This is a genomic window from Rhodococcus sp. NPDC004095, assembly GCF_053604015.1.
Genome location: NZ_JBSGGS010000006.1, coordinates 348547 through 364665, shown reverse-complemented (window position 1 = coordinate 364665; position 16119 = coordinate 348547). Strand labels below are relative to the sequence as shown.

Annotated in this window: 15 protein-coding genes; 8 read left to right on the top strand and 7 right to left on the bottom strand. The window is 71.5% G+C overall.

Annotation, left to right across the window (positions count from 1 at the left end):
• Nucleotides 1-36: 36 nt before the first annotated feature.
• The 4 genes from madC (at nucleotide 37) to ACWEPG_RS14720 (ending at nucleotide 4949) form a co-directional block, all read left to right on the top strand.
• Entirely contained in the window at nucleotides 37-1542 is a 1506-nt protein-coding gene (madC, locus tag ACWEPG_RS14735; RefSeq protein WP_452594674.1) for a MadC family VWA domain-containing protein, read from the top strand.
• 152 nt (nucleotides 1543-1694) lie between these two features.
• The gene (locus ACWEPG_RS14730) at nucleotides 1695-2903 is read left to right on the top strand and encodes an iron-containing alcohol dehydrogenase (protein WP_450113810.1); all 1209 of its coding nucleotides are present in this window, start codon (nucleotides 1695-1697) and stop codon (nucleotides 2901-2903) included.
• Nucleotides 2904-2922: 19 nt separating this feature from the next.
• On the top strand, nucleotides 2923-4266 hold the full coding sequence (locus tag ACWEPG_RS14725; RefSeq protein WP_450113811.1) for a MadS family sensor histidine kinase: 1344 nt from the start codon (nucleotides 2923-2925) through the stop codon (nucleotides 4264-4266).
• Nucleotides 4266-4949 (top strand): MadR family response regulator transcription factor, encoded by a 684-nt coding sequence (locus tag ACWEPG_RS14720; protein ID WP_450113812.1) that lies wholly within the window; start codon nucleotides 4266-4268, stop codon nucleotides 4947-4949. Before ACWEPG_RS14725 ends, ACWEPG_RS14720 begins: the two co-directional genes overlap by 1 nt.
• Here the strand turns inward: ACWEPG_RS14720 and ACWEPG_RS14715 are convergent.
• From ACWEPG_RS14715 to ACWEPG_RS14705, 3 genes are all read right to left on the bottom strand, one after another.
• Entirely contained in the window at nucleotides 4942-5094 is a 153-nt protein-coding gene (locus tag ACWEPG_RS14715; protein ID WP_450113813.1) for a hypothetical protein, read from the bottom strand. The genes ACWEPG_RS14720 and ACWEPG_RS14715 overlap by 8 nt on opposite strands.
• 94 nt (nucleotides 5095-5188) lie before the next feature.
• Nucleotides 5189-5998 (bottom strand): mycofactocin oligosaccharide methyltransferase MftM, encoded by an 810-nt coding sequence (mftM, locus tag ACWEPG_RS14710; protein WP_450113814.1) that lies wholly within the window; start codon nucleotides 5996-5998, stop codon nucleotides 5189-5191.
• A 78-nt stretch (nucleotides 5999-6076) separates the two neighbouring features.
• On the bottom strand, nucleotides 6077-6451 hold the full coding sequence (locus ACWEPG_RS14705) for a nuclear transport factor 2 family protein (RefSeq protein ID WP_450113815.1): 375 nt from the start codon (nucleotides 6449-6451) through the stop codon (nucleotides 6077-6079).
• A gap of 82 nt (nucleotides 6452-6533) precedes the next feature.
• On the opposite strand from ACWEPG_RS14705, the gene ACWEPG_RS14700 reads away from it, so the two are divergent.
• A complete protein-coding gene (locus ACWEPG_RS14700) occupies nucleotides 6534-7337 on the top strand; it encodes an alpha/beta hydrolase (RefSeq protein ID WP_452594673.1) in 804 nt (267 codons plus the stop codon).
• 90 nt (nucleotides 7338-7427) lie between these two features.
• On the opposite strand, the gene leuS is transcribed toward ACWEPG_RS14700, so the two are convergent.
• Nucleotides 7428-10295 (bottom strand): leucine--tRNA ligase, encoded by a 2868-nt coding sequence (gene leuS, locus ACWEPG_RS14695; protein ID WP_450113817.1) that lies wholly within the window; start codon nucleotides 10293-10295, stop codon nucleotides 7428-7430.
• Nucleotides 10296-10517: 222 nt separating this feature from the next.
• On the opposite strand from leuS, the gene ACWEPG_RS14690 reads away from it, so the two are divergent.
• Entirely contained in the window at nucleotides 10518-11012 is a 495-nt protein-coding gene (locus ACWEPG_RS14690) for an SdpI family protein (protein WP_452594672.1), read from the top strand.
• A 22-nt stretch (nucleotides 11013-11034) separates the two neighbouring features.
• Here the strand turns inward: ACWEPG_RS14690 and ACWEPG_RS14685 are convergent, their stop codons facing one another.
• On the bottom strand, nucleotides 11035-12276 hold the full coding sequence (locus ACWEPG_RS14685; RefSeq protein ID WP_452594671.1) for a wax ester/triacylglycerol synthase domain-containing protein: 1242 nt from the start codon (nucleotides 12274-12276) through the stop codon (nucleotides 11035-11037).
• 117 nt (nucleotides 12277-12393) lie between these two features.
• Here ACWEPG_RS14685 and ACWEPG_RS14680 point away from each other — a divergent pair, with 117 nt between their 5' ends.
• A complete protein-coding gene (locus ACWEPG_RS14680; protein ID WP_450113820.1) occupies nucleotides 12394-13377 on the top strand; it encodes a DUF1648 domain-containing protein in 984 nt (327 codons plus the stop codon).
• Here the strand turns inward: ACWEPG_RS14680 and ACWEPG_RS14675 are convergent.
• Both ACWEPG_RS14675 and ACWEPG_RS14670 read right to left on the bottom strand, forming a co-directional pair.
• On the bottom strand, nucleotides 13350-13868 hold the full coding sequence (locus tag ACWEPG_RS14675; RefSeq protein ID WP_450113821.1) for a nuclear transport factor 2 family protein: 519 nt from the start codon (nucleotides 13866-13868) through the stop codon (nucleotides 13350-13352). The genes ACWEPG_RS14680 and ACWEPG_RS14675 overlap by 28 nt on opposite strands.
• A gap of 107 nt (nucleotides 13869-13975) precedes the next feature.
• The gene (locus tag ACWEPG_RS14670) at nucleotides 13976-14428 is read right to left on the bottom strand and encodes a hypothetical protein (RefSeq protein WP_450113822.1); all 453 of its coding nucleotides are present in this window, start codon (nucleotides 14426-14428) and stop codon (nucleotides 13976-13978) included.
• Between the two features lie 242 nt (nucleotides 14429-14670).
• On the opposite strand from ACWEPG_RS14670, the gene ACWEPG_RS14665 reads away from it, so the two are divergent.
• Nucleotides 14671-16092, top strand: coding sequence for a coniferyl aldehyde dehydrogenase (locus ACWEPG_RS14665; RefSeq protein WP_450113823.1), 1422 nt, complete (start codon nucleotides 14671-14673; stop codon nucleotides 16090-16092).
• Nucleotides 16093-16119: the final 27 nt, after the last annotated feature.

Genomic DNA, 16119 nt, shown 5'->3' with positions numbered 1-16119 from the left:
GTCACCGGGGCACCGGCCGAGCGGAGGGCGCAGCACGTGGGCACTCGGCAACTGCTGGACGTGGTGGCGGCGCTGTTCGGCGGCCTGCTACGGCGGGCCGGGGTGTCGGCGTCTCCCGCCGAGGTGATCGAGGTGCGACGGGTGCTGGGCCTGCTCGGCGCAGGTGACAGCGACGCGCTGCGGGCCGCCTTGCGCGCCACCTGCGCGAAGTACGCGCACGAACAGGCCGGCTTCGACGCCGCGTTCGACGCGCTGTTCCGCGGAACCTACTCACCGACAACGGATTCCCCCCTCGGTCAGGCGCACCAGGAGTCGGCGACCGGACTGCCCGAGGAGATGGAGATCGCCGAGGACTCCGACATCGGCCGGTACGCCGAGTACAACGAGCGGGTCGCCGAGGCGGGAGAGTACTTCGACTCCACCGAGTCGCCGATGGGATTCAACCCGCACACCGACGACGACGACGTCACGGTCTCCGCGCCGAACACCGAACTGACCGTCTCCACCGAGACCGACGCCGGCCGGCGCGGCGTCACCTACACCGTCGAGGTGGAGCGGGCCGGGGCGGCGACGGTCGGGCAGCTGGCGGACGCGTCCGGTGCGGTGGCATCGGGGACGCTGAGCTGGGACGACCCGGCGGCGATCCTGGCCTGGCTCGACGCGTACGACCCGTCCCGCACCTATGGCGACGGCACCGGTGACGAGGACGCCCTGACCGAGGATCAGCTGACCCGGCTGACCGAGGCCGTGGAGTCCTTCGTCGCCGCGCTGGCCGCGCAGGCCGGCCTCGCCCCCGGCGCGGTCCCGTCGGCAGGCGCACTCGACGAGGAACGCGACCCGCACGCCGACGTGGACCTGGCCTGCCACGAGGTGCTGCGCCGGATGCGCGGCGCCCCGCGGCCCCGGCCGCGTCTCCACGGTCGCGGCGGCCTCGACATGCCCCGCACCACGCGCGCGAGCCTGCGCACCGACGGCGTCCCCTTCCGGCTGGTCACGCGGACACCGGTCCCGGACCGGGTGCGCCTGCTGATCCTCGCGGACGTCTCGCTCTCGGTGCGGCCGGTCACCGCGTTCACGCTGCGGCTGGCGCAGGCCATGCACCGGCGGGCGGACCGCTGCCGGGTGCTTGCGTTCGTCGACGACCCGGTCGACGTGACGGACGTGCTGCTGCGCAGCGGCGGCGACGACGCCCTCGCGGCGGTGCTGGCCGACCCTCGCATCGACCTCGAGGCGAGCAGCGACTACGGGCGGGTGCTGGACCGCGTGCTGAGCGGCGGCACCGACCTGGTGGACTCGCGGACCGCGGTCCTGGTCGTCGGCGACGCCCGCTGCAACGGGCTGCCCGCGAAGGCCGACCAGCTCGCAGTCCTGCGCCGGCGGGCACACCGGCTGGCGTGGGTGACGCCCGAGCCGCGCCGCTACTGGGGCCAGGCGACCTGCGCGATGAGCGAGTACGCCGACGTGTGCGACCGGGTGGTGATCGCCCGCGACGCCGAGCAGCTGGTCGCCAAGGCGGGGGAGCTGGCGCACGCGCTGTCCTGAGCCCCGTCCTTCGGGCGGGTCCGGACCTACCCGATCGGGTAGGTCCGGACCTGCCCGAAGGTGTGTGGGGGCCCGGCCGGTGGGTCGGTACTGTGGATTCAGCAGCTGTAAGCTGTGTCACAGTTCGTGGTCGGATGAGAAGAGCGTCGCCGGTGTCTGTCGCATATCCCCCTCACGGCGTGACCGTGCCGCCGGAGGCCCCCCGCGACGTTCCGCGGACCGTCAAGTTCCACGCCCCGGAGATCGTGTTCGGGCTCGGCTCGCTGCAGGAGGCGGCGTACGCGGCCGTCCGGTTGGGCGCGACCCGCCCGATGCTGGTGACCGACGACGGGCTGATCGCGGCCGGTTGGGTCGACGAGTTCCTCGGATGTCTGCGCGAATGTGGCCTGACCGCGACGGTCTGGCACGGGCTGACGCCGAACCCGAAGGACCACGAGATCGCGGCCGGGCACGAGCGGTACAGCGAGCACGGCTGTGACGTGCTGATCGCGCTCGGCGGCGGTTCGGTGATCGACGCGACGAAGGGTGTCGCGGTGTTGGCGTCCAACGGCGGCAACATCCTCGACTACGAGGGCGTGGACCGCGCGGAGGTCCCGATCCCGCCGCTGGTGATGATCCCGACCACCTCGGGCACCGGTGCGGACGTGTCCCAGTTCTGCATCGTCACCGACACCGAGCGGGGCACCAAGATCACGATCATCGGACGCTCCCTGGTCCCCGACGTCACCGTCATCGACCCGCGTCTGCTCACCACCATGCCCGAATGGCTCAACGCCGCGACCGGACTCGACGCCCTGACGCACGGGATCGAGGCATTCGTCTCGCTGGCGCACAATCCGCTGACCGACCACCACGCGCTGCGGGCCGTCGGGATGGTCACCGAGAACCTTCCCCACACCATCACCGATCCCCGGGGGATGGCGGCGCGGACGGCGATGGCGCAGGCGAGCCTCGAGGCGGGACTGGCGTTCACGAACGCGATCCTCGGTGCCGCGCACGCGATGAGCCACCAGGTCGGCGGCCTGCTCGACCTGCCGCACGGGGTGATCAACGGGATCCTGCTCCCGCACGTCATCCGGTTCAACGCCTCCACCGACCCCACGCCCTACGTGGAGATCGCCCGCAGCCTGGGCCTCGACGAGCATCGCGGCACCGCCGAGGAGGCGGCGCTGGCGGTGGCGGACCGGGTGCAGCGACTGGCCGGCGACGTCGGGGTGCCGCGCGGGCTGGGTGCGCTCGGCGTCCGGGAGCAGGATCTCGACCGGCTGGCGCACTTCGCCCTCCGCGACGCGTGCATGTCAACGAACCCACGCAGCGCCACGCACACCCAGATGGTCGAGTTGTACCGGGCGGCACTGTGACTCGCGTCGGCGGTCGACGGTGACGCACGATCCGGACTCCGCGGCACCCGATCTCGCGGTGCTGACCGGGCTGCGGTCCGGGAAGTCCAGCTACTACCCGCAGTACCGGGGCGCCGCGGAACGGCTCGAGCGGATGGTGCACGCGCTGGACCTGATCTCCCGCGCCCTGGTGCGCACCGTCGAGGGCCCGGAGACCTTGGTCTGTGCGGTCGCGGAGGCCGCGCGGGCACACCTGAGCGCCCGCTGGGTGGTGTTCGCCCTCCGCGACGGGGCCCTGCCCGACGCGGGACCGCGGCGCCTGGTTCTCGGCCCGGACGCGACACCGTTCCTGGTCGACAACGTCGAGGGCCCACCGCTGCCCGACATGGTTCTCGACTGCCTCGACGGCATCCGGACCGGCGCGACCGGACACGGCGACCGCCCCGAACTCGACCACCGGCACGCGTACGTGCCGCTCGTCCTCGACGGCGGCGTGGTCGGTGCGATCGCGGCGTGGACCACCCGCGGCCTGGACGCCACCGACGCCTCGGTGCTGAACATCCTGGCCAGTCAAACGGCTGTCGCACTGCAGAACTCGGCACTGTACCAACGCGGCACCGTCGCACTCGAACGTGCCGAGCACGCGTCCGCGCAGGCCCGCCGCACCGCCGCCGACCTGGCCGTGCGCAACGCGGAACTCGCGTCCGCGCAACGCCAGCTCGATGCCGCGCACCGGCACCAGATCCTCGACGACGAGCGCCGCCGCATCGCCCGCGAACTGCACGACAGCGTCACCCAGGCGGTCCTGTCGGCGGGCATGCAGATCGAGGTGTGCCTGGGCGACATTCCGGCCGGCGAGCGCGGCGAACGGCTGGACCTCGCGAAGGAGATGACGCGGCGGGCGGTCGAGCAGCTGCGCTCGGCGATCTTCACCCTCAACAACACCCCCGACGCCGCGACGGCCACGCTGCCGGACATGCTGCAGCAGCTGAGCGTCGTCCCGACCCCCACCGACCTGGCTGTGGAGTTGCGGGTCGAGGGCACTCCCGTCGAACTGAGCGGCGAGGTCGAGCACGCCCTGCTGCGGATCGCCGGCGAGGCGCTGTTCAACACCGCAGTGCACGCCGACGCGCGCCGGGCGGTGCTGCGGCTGACATATCGGCCGACCGAGGTGGGCCTGGCCGTCGACGACGACGGCACCGGCGACCCGATCCGGATCCGCGCCGCACTGCGCAAGGCGGTCGCCGGGGACGTGGACGGACACCACCGCGGTCTGGCGAACATGGCCACCCGCGCCCGTGAACTCGGCGGCGACCTGACGGTCCGCCGCGCCCGGATCGGCGGTGTCCGCGTCGCCGTCACGCTACCGATGGAGGCCCAGTGATGCCCGCCCCGCACCTCGCCCCCGACGCAGTGCCCGGATCCGCCACCCGGCCGGTGCGGATCCTGCTCGTCGACGATCACGCGATCCTGCGGCAGGGTCTGCGTTCAGTGCTCGACCGCGAGCCCGACCTGCAGGTCGTGGGGGAGTCCGACAGCCGATCCGGCGCCGAATCCCTTGCCGCCCAGATCGATCCCGACATCGTGCTGATCGACCTGAAGCTCGGCGCAGGCTCCGACTACGAGGGCCTGGTGCTGTGCCGGGCGCTGTCGGCCGCGCACCCGCGGATGGGGTTGCTGGTGCTGACCACCTTCCTCGACGAACGCCTGGTCCTGGAGGCCGTGCAGGCCGGGGCGCGCGGCTACGTCGTCAAGGACGTCGACACCACCGAACTCGTCCGCGCGATCCGCGCGGTGTCGCAGGGGGAGAGCGCTTTCGACTCACGCACCGCGGCCACCGTCGTCCAGTCCCTCGGGCGCACCGGCGTGCAGTCCGAGAAGCTCACCGATCGCGAGATCGAGGTTCTCGCGCTGCTCGCGAAAGGACTGTCCAACAGCGGGATCGGGGAGAAGCTGTTCATCTCGGCGACCACCGTCAAGTTCCACGTGAGCAACCTGATGCGCAAGCTCGGCGTCACCCGGCGCGCCGAGGCCGTCTACGAGGCCAGCAAGCGCGGACTCATCTGACGCCGGTACCGGATGCCGGAGTCGGCATCCGCCGGATCACCGCACGCGCCGCGGCCCCCACCGCACGGGTCTGGAGCGCGAGGACCACATCGGCGGTCGACAGGACGATCACGGCAGGCAAGCCGATCCAGAGTGGGACACGCATGACTTCTCCTCGGGACAGAGGGTTGTACGGAGCGACGGTGCAGTTGGCGGCGCCTCGGCCGAGTGACCCGCCGACAGGTGCACACTCGCGCGACCTAGAGGTCGATGACCAGCCAGCCGCCGTGGTGCTCGGTGACCCGGTAGCGGTACCCGGTCGCGGCGCCGAGCGCGTGCAGTGATTCCTCGTCGAACGTGCGGACGTGGCCGTGGCACACGGTCGGCTCGTCCTCGAACGGCACCGCGATCACCACCCGCCGCCGCGCGACCCGAAGCGCCTCCGCCACGATCCGCGCCCCCACCTCGGAGTCGACGTGCTCGAGCAGATGGATCGCGGTGACGGTGTCCGCGGAGTCGTCGGGCAGCGGCACGTCCGCGGCGTCGCAGGCGAGCGTGTCGACCGGGATTCCCAGGTCGGTGGCGACGGTGGACAGCAGCCGCATGGTGCCGTCACAGATGTCGGTGGCCGTGACCCGATGCCCGGCCAGCGCCAGGCGCAGCGCGAAGAACCCGAAGCAGGAGCCGAGGTCGACGACGGTGTCCCCCTCGACGAGTGCCGCGCCGTACTCGTGAACCCGCGCGAAAGGTGCCGTGCCTGCGAGGAGTTCGCGCAGCGAGTTGTCGTAGTAGAGGGCCCAGGCGGCGCGCGGGTCGCTGACGGTGGAGCGGACCAGTCCGACGATCACGGCCTCGAAGTCCGCGGGCGTGCGGAGCTCCAACTCGTCGGCGACGCGGGTGGCCAGCCGGTCGGACAGGTCGGATGGCCGCAGCCGGTGCGTGACCGTCAGACCACGGCCCGAACGGAGCGCGGTGAGTGTCGATTCCTGCCGCGGGACAAGACTTCTCATCACCTCGACGTCGCCGTGCCGCCATCGGCCGGGAGGGCAGGTCGCCAACGGATCCATCATGCGTCGACGCTAGATCCGCGGGCACCCCGTGCGCGCCCGGCCGACGGACGGTCCCGGCCCTACCCGACCGGACGGGTGTCAGTTGGTGATCATGTTCTCCGGTCCCCAGTACGCGCGCATCGAGGTGATCTTCGCGTCGTCGTCGAAGGTCATCACGTCGATGACGGTCAGGCCCAGCCGGCTCTCGCCGTGGATGGTGGTGAGCTCGAAGCCGAAGGCGGCGTTGGCGCCGGCGACCTGCACCAGGCCGAGCTCCACGACCTGTTCGAGCGGCTCGATGATGCCGTAGAACTCGCGCAACTGCTCCTCGGTGGTGCGCACCTCGGTGCCGACCGGGTCCTCGACGGTGGCACCCGGCGCGTACAGCGCGAGGACATCGTCGACGGTGCCGGATGCGACCGCCTTCACGTACGCCTCAATGGTGGCCACAATGCTCTCGCGCGACGGCGCCATGTCTGTCTCCCATTCGAATTTCTGGAACATGTTCTAGCGCCGAGGATAAACAACGGACCCCCGCCGGGCATAGGCTTCGCGGATGAACGAGCCCACCGCCTTCACCCTCGACGGGCACGCCGGCGTCCTGGCCGCTGGGCGCACCTCCGGGGCGAACCCCCGCTACCTGGCCCTCGTGTGTCACGGCTACGGCGAACACTGCGGACGCTACGGTCACCTCGCCGAGCGCCTGGTCGCCGACGGCGCCGCCGTCTACGCCCTCGACCACGCCGGGCACGGCCTCAGCGCGGGCGAGCGGGTGCTCATCGACGACGTCGAGCGCATCGTCGAGGACTTCCGGTTGCTCGAGGACGTCGCCCGCTGGGAGCACCCGGACCTGCCGGTGGTGCTGATCGGGCACTCGATGGGCGGGATGATCGCGGCCAGGTTCGCGCAGCGGTTCGGGGACGGACTGGCCGCGGTGGTGCTCTCCGCGCCGGTGCTCGGCCGCTGGGACGTCGTGGACACACTGCTCGCGGCCGACGAGATCCCCAACACCCCGATCGACCCGGCCACTCTCTCCCGCGATCCGCGCGTGGGTGAGGCGTACCTGGCCGATCCGCTGGTCTGGCACGGCCCCTTCCGACGACCCACGCTCGAGGCGCTGCGGCGCGGCCTCGACACCATCAACGAGGCCGGTGCCGTGGACACCGTCCCGGTGCTGTGGATGCACGGCACCGACGACGGTCTGGTCCCGCGGGAGGGGACGGCGGAGGGCTGGGAGCGACTCGCGGGGAAGGACTCCCGGTACGTGAGCTATCCCGGGGCGCGGCACGAGATCCTCAACGAGACCAACCGCGACGAGGTGGTCGACGACCTCCTCGCGTTCGTGCACGACGTGCTGTGACCGGCCCGAGAACGACCACACCCGCGCGGCAGTCGATGCCGCGCGGGTGTGCGCTGTGGTGGCCCCGAGCGAAGCGCCGCGGGCACCTGCCTACTTGACGATGTTCACCATCTTGCCGGGGACGACGATGACCTTCCGCGGATCGGCGCCGTCGAGGAAGGCGACGATCTTCTCGTCCGCGAGGGCGGCGGCCTCGATGGTCTTCGGGTCCGCGTCCGCCGCGACGGTGATGCGGCTGCGGACCTTGCCGTTGACCTGGATCGGGTACTCGACCGAGTCCTCGACCAGCCACTTCTCGTCCGCGGTCGGGAACGGGCCGTGCGCGAGCGAGGTCTCGTGCCCGAGCCGCGACCACAGTTCCTCGGCGACGTGCGGCGCAACGGGCGCGAGCATGAGCACCAGCGGCTCGACCGCCGCCCGCGGGGCACCGTCCGGGTACGCCTTGGTCAGGTGGTTGGTCAGCTCGATCAGCTTCGCGACCGCCGTGTTGTCGCGCAGCGCGGTGTAGTCGGCGTTGACGCCGTCGATCGCCTTGTTCAGCGCCCGCAGGGTGTCCTCCGAGGGCTCGGCGTCGGTGACCCGCACCGCGCCGGTCTCCTCGTCGACGACGACGCGCCACGCGCGCTGCAGGAACCGCTGCGCACCGATGACGTCCTTGGTCGCCCACGGCCGCGAAGTGTCCAGCGGACCCATCGACATCTCGTACACGCGCAGCGTGTCGGCGCCGTACTCCTCGCAGATCTCGTCCGGCGCGACGGCGTTCTTCAGGGACTTGCCCATCTTGCCGTACTCGCGGTTGACCTCGGCGCCCTCGTAGAAGAACTTCCCATCCTTCTCGACGACGTCCGCGGCGGGCACGTAGACGCCGCGGCTGTCGGTGTACGCGTACGCCTGGATGTAGCCCTGGTTGTACAGGCGCCGGTACGGCTCCGACGAGCTGACGTGCCCGAGGTCGAAGAGCACCTTGTGCCAGAACCGCGAGTACAGCAGGTGCAGCACCGCGTGCTCGACGCCGCCGACATACAGGTCCAGGCCGCCCGGATCGTTCGGGCCGTGCAGCTCGGGCCGCGGACCCATCCAGTACTGCTCGTTCTCCTTGGCGCAGAACGTGTCCCGGTTGGTCGGGTCGATGTAGCGCAGCTGGTACCAGGAGCTGCCCGCCCACTGCGGCATCACGTTGGTGTCGCGGTGGTAGTTCTTCATCCCGTCACCGAGATCGAGCTCGACGTTGACCCAGTCCGACGCCTTCGCCAGCGGCGGCGACGGCTCGGAGTTCGCGTCGTCGGGGTCGAACGACACCGGCGCGTAGTCCTCGACCTCCGGAAGTTCAACCGGCAGAGACGATTCCGGGAGCGCATGCGCGAGACCCTGCTCGTCGTAGACGACCGGGAACGGCTCGCCCCAGTACCGCTGCCGCGCGAAGAGCCAGTCGCGCAGCTTGTACTGAATGGTGCCCACGCCGCGACCGTCGGCCTCGAGGTGCGCGATGACGGCCTTCTTCGCCTCGTCGACCGGCAGCCCGTCGAGGAAGCCCGAGTTCACCAGCGGACCGTCACCGGTGTAGGCGCCCTCGGTGATGTCGCCGCCGGAGATGACCTCGAGGATCGGCAGCCCGAGCTCGGTGGCGAACTCCCAGTCACGATGGTCGTGGCCGGGTACCGCCATCACGGCGCCGGTGCCGTAGCCGGTGAGCACGTAGTCGGCGATGAACACCGGAACCTTGTGCCCGTTCACGGGATTGACGGCGTAGGAGCCGAGGAAGACGCCGGTCTTCTCCTTGCTCTCCTGCCGCTCGAGGTCCGACTTCGCGGCGATCGCGGCACGGTAGGCGGCGACGGCCGAGGTCGGGGTCGCGGCGCCGCCGGTCCAGCGCGGATCCGTGCCGTCCGGGTAGACGTCGGCGACCAGCCGGTCGACCAGCTCGTGCTCGGGGGCGAGCGCGACGTAGGTGGCGCCGAACAGGGTGTCAGCGCGGGTGGTGAACACCTCGATGTCGTAGTCCGGGGTGGCATCGCCACCGCCGCCGTGCTCCCGGTGCGCGGCGAACTTGACGCGGGCACCGTGGCTGCGTCCGATCCAGTTGCGCTGCATGGACTTCACCTTCTCCGGCCAGTCCAGGTACTCGAGGTCGTCGGTGAGCCGGTCGGAGTACGCGGTGATCCGCATCATCCACTGCCGCAGGTGCTTGCGGAACACCGGGAAGTTGCCGCGCTCGGAGCGGCCGTCGGCGGTGACCTCCTCGTTGGCCAGCACCGTACCCAGGCCCGGGCACCAGTTGACCATCGAATCGGACTGGTAGACAAGGCGGTACGAGTCGATCTCGGCGTGCTTCTCGGCGTCCGACAGGTCCGCCCACGCGCGCCCGTCGGCCGGAGTGCGGGCACCGGAGGCGAACTCGGCCTCCAGCTCGGCGACCGGCCGCGCCCGGTTCAGCTCGGTGTCGTACCAGGCGTTGTAGATCTGCAGGAAGATCCACTGCGTCCAGTGGTAGAAGTCCACGTCGGTGGTGGCGACGCTGCGACGCTCGTCGTGCCCGAGACCGAGCCGGCGCAGCTGCCGCTTCATGTTCTCGATGTTCGCCTCGGTGGTGGTCCGCGGGTGCGTGCCCGTCTGCACCGCGTACTGCTCGGCGGGCAGGCCGAACGCGTCGTAGCCGAGGGTGTGCAGCACGTTGTGGCCGTGCATCCGGTGGAACCGCGCGAACACGTCGGTCGCGATGTAGCCGAGCGGGTGCCCGACGTGCAGGCCTGCACCGGACGGGTACGGGAACATGTCCTGGACGAACAGCTTGTCCGCGGGCAGCTCGCCGGCGAGGTCACCGACCGGGTTGGGGGCGTTGAAGGTGCCGCGCTCGCGCCACCGGTCCTGCCAGCGTGCCTCGATACGACCCGCGAGGTCCGCGGTGTAACGGTGCTGAGGGGTCGCGTCGCCGCCTGGCTGCTGCACTGACTCGGTCACTGATTCGCTGTCTTCTCTGCGCTGGGGTCTGGAGAGCCTGGAGGCGTGGTCCCTGCCACCCGTCGACTCGGTTCAGGGTCGCCGCCGGCTACGGGTACACGGTCGCCGCGGGCTCCGCGGTCAGGGGCACCGCACCCGGATTCCGGGCAGGGTTTCCCGACACCAGCCTAAAGCGTCCCCCTCGGGACCCCACCGCACGGCCCCCGACGTACCCTGGTAGCCGTGCTCATCGTTGCCAGCGTGCTGTTCGTCGTCGCCCTCGTCGTCGGAGGCGTTGCCGTCGCCGGGATGACCGGCCGACTGCCGCGCAACCGCTGGGCCGGGGTCCGCACCCCCGACACCCTCGCCTCCCAGGAAACCTTCCGCCTCGCCAACCGGATCGCCGGACCGACCATGGCCGCGTCCGCGTTGCTGCTGGTCATCGGCGGCATCGGTGCGCTGGCCCTGGGCACGATCGGGGGCCTGGCCGTGGCCGCGGTCGCCGCCCTCGCCGCCCTCGTGACCGCAGGCTACGGCGGGACCGCCGGTGCCCGCGCCGCCGCCGCGGCCGCGCCCGCCGGCTGCGGGGACGCCTGCGGGTGCGGCAGTGCCCCCGCCGCCACCACGACGACCTCCGTCTGCGCCACCGAGTCGCCCGCCGACGCCGCCGCCGCGGCCGACTGCGGGACGGACTCCTGCGACGCCTGCTCCCTCAAGGGCGCCTGCCTGCCGCACTGAGACCGGTCGTAGGCGAGGTCCGTCACCCGTCCGAGATCGACCGCAGCGCCCTGCCGACACCCTCCGCGATGCGGGCGGCCGGAGGCAGATGGTCGGCATCGCACTCGATGCCGACCCACAGCCGACCGGCGTACGACACGGCGGTGAAGCCGACGCGGACGTTCCCGGCGAGCGGGCCGAGCGCGCACATCTCCACCAGCGGGGCGCCCTCGACGACGAGCGGACGCCGTGGGCCGCGGACGTTGGACGCGACCGTCGCGATGACGCGCTGGTGCGCGGTGAAGACGTTGAACAGGCGGGTGAGCCGCGGCGACCCGACCGCGGTCCCCGCGGCGCGGGCGAGCGGTTTCGTCTCCGCCGTCCGGCACGCGACGATTCGTAGGGCCGCGTCGGTGTCCCCGAGGGGGACGGCGACGAGCATGACTCCGACGGCGTTGTGCGCCCCGCCGCGGGAGTCGACCAGCACCGGCACGGAGACCGTGAGCACGTCCGGTACCGGCTCGCCCGCATCCGTCAGCACTGCGCGCAGCCCCTGCCCGACCGCGACCAGGTAGGCGTCGTTGACCGTGCCGCCGCGCGCCGCCGCACCCGCCTCCAACCGGGCCAGATCCACGCTCGTCGAGGCCACGTCACGTGCGCTGCCGACCGGCCCGAGCAGCACCCGGGAGCGAACCGGCCGCCGCAGGAACATGCGCAGGCCGTGGCGCACCCGCGCGACCAGCGAGGGGACGTCCCCGCCCGGCGCCTCCCCGGCCCCGGGCACTCCCGCCGCCCCGGACCCCTCGTCGAAGCCGAACAGCCGCTCGACCAGTGCACTGGCCCGTGCGCCGTCCACCACGGCGTGGTGGAGCCGCACGACGACACCGCACCGCCCCGGCCGGGCCGCGGGCACGAGGGTGATGTGCCACAGCGGACGATCGTGTGGCAGCGGCTCCATGACCAGTCGCCCGCACAGCGCCTCGAAGCCGCCGGCGTCGGACGCGGACTCGACGGTGACGTGCGCCGGCAGCTCGACCGGCACGCGCACCCACCACCACCGACCGCCGCGGCACTGCGGGAGTTGCTGCAGGTCCGGCTCCCGCGCCACCCGCGGTGCGAGGTACTCCGTCAGTCGCGCCACGTCCGGGTGGCCGGCCGCGTCGACGAAACCGCCGGGGGCCAACAGCCCGGCGAGGGTCACCACGTAGGGCTGACCGGCGACGTTGATGCCGAGAATCGCCGTGTCCACCGCCGAGATCGGAACGTCCGCTGCCGGACCGGCCATCTGTCGAGCTCCTTCGCTCCGCAGGTCCCTTCGTACTGTGCGTGATTCTCACCCCGGTGCGGGTGAAAATCACGCACGGCCGCGGCGCGCACCGCCGGCCTGGTTGAATCGGCGGCCATGAGCGAAAGCAGGGCGTTCGACCCGGCCGGTGTCGTCTTCGGCGTCGCGGTGCCCGTCCTGTCGGCGGCCGCGGTGCTGCTGACGGCCCGACTGTGGCGCCCGCGACTGCCCGCCACCCTGGCCGTCCACTGGAGCGACGGGGTTGCCGACGGGTTCACCGCCACCGGGTCGGCGGCCTGGACGTTTGCTCTGGTCATCGTCCTGATCGGCGGCGGAGCGAGCGCCGTCGCGGCCCTCGCCCAGGCGATGCTGATGACGCGCCGCACCATGCTGATGGTCGGGTCCGCCGTCACCGGCCTGATGCTGGCGCTGTGGTTCGGCCTGGTCGCCGCGCACCTCGATCTCGCCGACCCCGCCGACGCCCGGCTGTCGACGACGGCGATCGTGGTCGGGATCCTCGTCGGCGGCGCCGTCGGGGTCGGGGGCGCATCGCTGCTGCGCGACCACCGGGAACGTCGGCCCGCCGCCGGCCGCCCGGACGCGAAGCTGCCCCGGGGGCCGCTGGCACTGCCCATCGTCGCGAAGATCGGTCTCGGCGCCGGGACCACCGCGGTCCTGGTCGGCCTCGCCGCGCTGGTGACGGTCGGGCTGTGCCGCCTCGCCGACTCGTGGTGGCTGCTGGCGGTGTTCCTCCCGGTCAGCCTGCTCGTGATCGGGCTGCTGCGCTACCGCGTGGTGGTCGACGAGTCCGGGTTGCGGGTGTTCAACATGGGCATGTGCGCGCTCGGCTACGGCGTCGACGAACTCGAGGGCGCGAAGGTCACCGAGGTCGCGCCGTTCCGCGACTTCGGCGGCTGGGGGGTGCGCACCAAGGGTCGCGGCAACTTCGGCGTCGTCACCGAGACCGGCCCGGCCCTGGTGTTCACCGCGGCGAACGGGCAGCGGCTGACCGTCACCACCGCCCGTGCCGCCGAGATGGCCGGCGCCCTCAACGCGCTCGCGGACGCGAGCTTTCAGAGCCGCGTCGACAGGAACCCGTAGAAGCCGTCCGTCGCGTCGACCCGAAGCCGGCTCAGGCTGCGGTACGAGATCAGCCAGCGGCCGTCCACGCAGCGGTACTCCTCGTGGTAGTGGCCGTAGCCGTGCAGCGACTGCTCGACGTCGCCGTCCTGCCACCACAGGTGGTCCTCCATCGCCCACACGCCGCGCGCGGTGGTCGCGGACGTCAGCTCGATCTCCGGGGTGTGACCGTGGTGGACGCTGGTGATCGGGATGCCGCCGTCGAGGAACCCGGAGATCGCCTTCGTCACCGCCTCCGGCCCGACCACCCGGTTCGACTCGCCTTCGGTCTGCGGCTGGAACTGTTGCGGCAGGCCACCGTAGGTCGCACTGACGACGTCATCCGTGTGGCAGGTGGGGTACAGGTCCCACTGCTTGGCGTCCATCACCCGCAGCCGCTTGGCGAACACCGCCTTGATCTCCTCGATCGCGAGCAGGGTGTGGGCGGGATCGAGTCCGGGATGGTGCGGCACGGCGGTCTCCTGTCACTTGCGCGGATGTCGGAAGTGACTCTTGCAGTTTCGGGATCAGGCCCGTATCGCCGAATCCGCTGGGCGGGACGCCGGTCCGGATGCCCGGCTCACTGCCTGGGCGACCTCACCATCGGAACGGAGCACACCCGCGAAGTCCTCATCCGGACCTCGATCATGACCATGTGCGCCAGGTCCTGCGCGGTGCGCTCGGTCAGTGTGGTCGGCGCATCGGGCCTGCCCCCGACGATCAACGCCCGGCCGCGCAGGACCGCCGGACCACCCGCCCCGTAGTGCGAGGCGATCTCCCCGGCCAGGGTGTTGACGGGATGGGACTGCGACTGCCCGGCGCCGACCACGAGGCAGGCGACACCCGGTGCGTCTCCGATGGGGAGGTACCGGACCTGCTCGTCACCGAGGGCGTCGAGGACGGCACCCTGCGCGGCGTCGCAGCCGGCGCGGCGGCTCAGGTGAACGGGCAGTGCGGACAGCCGGATCGAGCGGTCGAATTCGACCTCCAACGCCGTCAGGGTGGCCACCGGATCTGCCGCGATCAGCCTCAACTCGGTTCCTTTCGACCCGCTCGCATTCGAACAGTATTGGATGCTGGCAATTTGCCGTTTCCTGAAGGTAGCGGAACGAGACCCCAACCTCGCGGCGCAGACACGGGATGGGATCGAGGTCACAGGAAATTTGCTGAGTCGTTGCTGCCGCGGCCTCCGCGCGGCAGAACCGCCCCGTGGACCAGTCCCACTCCACGGGACGACACCCGACGTGACCTGGATCACGGCCTACCGTCCGCCACGTGGACAACGCGAACGCACACATCTCGGACCTTCTCACCCGCCAGCGCCGGGCTCACGTCGCCGCCGGCCCCGCGAGCGCGGAGGAGCGCCGAGCCCGTATCCAGCAGGTGATCGACCTCGTCGTCGCCCGCGCAGACGACCTCGCGAAGGCGATGGACGCCGACTTCGGCGGACGCCCCGAGGGCTACTCGCTGATGAACGACGTCCTCGGCTCCCTCGCCGCCCTCAAGCACGCCCGCGACAACCTGGAAACGTGGATGCGCCCGGAGGATCGACCGGTGTTCGCCCCGTACGACCAGCTCGGGGCCACCGCCCAGGTCCGGTTCCAGCCGAAGGGCTCGGTCGGGATCATCGGCACCTGGAACGCCCCCGTGTTCACCCTGCTGAGCCCGCTCGCCGGGGTCCTCGCCGCCGGTAACCGGGCGGTGCTCAAGCCGTCCGAGATCGCGCCCCGTACCGCGGACGTGATCGCCGACGCCGTGTCGACGCTGCTCGACCCCGACGTCGTCGCCGTCGTCCTCGGTGGACCCGACGTCGCGGACGCCCTGACGTCGCTGCCGTTCGACCACTTCGTCTTCACCGGCAGCTCCGCGGTCGGAAAGCTGGTGATGGCCAACGCCGCACAGAACCTGGTGCCGGTGACGCTCGAGCTCGGCGGCAAGTCGCCGACGGTGATCGGTCGCAGCGCCGACCTGCCCGCTGCCGCGTTCCGGATCGCCGTGGGCAAGAACAGCAACGGTGGTCAGCTGTGCGTCAACCCGGACACCACCTACGTCCCACGGGAGAGGCTGGACGAGTTCGTCTCCGGTGTGCTGGCGGAGTACACGAGCCTGATCCCCACCGTCGAGGACAACCGGGATGCGGTCGCGGTCGTCAACGACCGGCACCTGGCCCGGATCGACGGCTACGTCGACGACGCCGCCGCGCGCGGTGCCCGCGTCGAGTCGGCACCCGCGGGACCCCTCCCGGCCACCGGCCGCCGGCGGCCCCTGCGCGTCGTCGTCGACCCGCCCGCCGACGCCGTCATCCGCCACGAGGAGATCTTCGGCCCCGCCATGGTGGTGGTCGGATACGACACCCTCGACGACGTGCTGGACGAGATCAACGCCGGTCCGAACCCGTTGGCGCTGTATTACTTCGGCACCGACGAGCAGGAGAAGGAGACCGTCCTCGGGCGCACCCTCTCGGGCGGCGTCACCGTGAACGACGTGATGATGCACCCCGGACTGCAGGACGCCCCGTTCGGTGGCGTCGGCGCGTCCGGCATGGGCCACTACAACGGCCGCGAAGGCTTCCTCGAATTCAGTCACGCGCGGGCGGTGTTCGAGGCACCCGCCGTCGACATGCGCCGCGAATGGGGGATGGTCCCGCCGTACCACGAGGGCTTCGCTGCCGGCATCGCAGCCCAGGTCACCCCGTAACCCCCGATTCGACTGTGAAGGAGCACA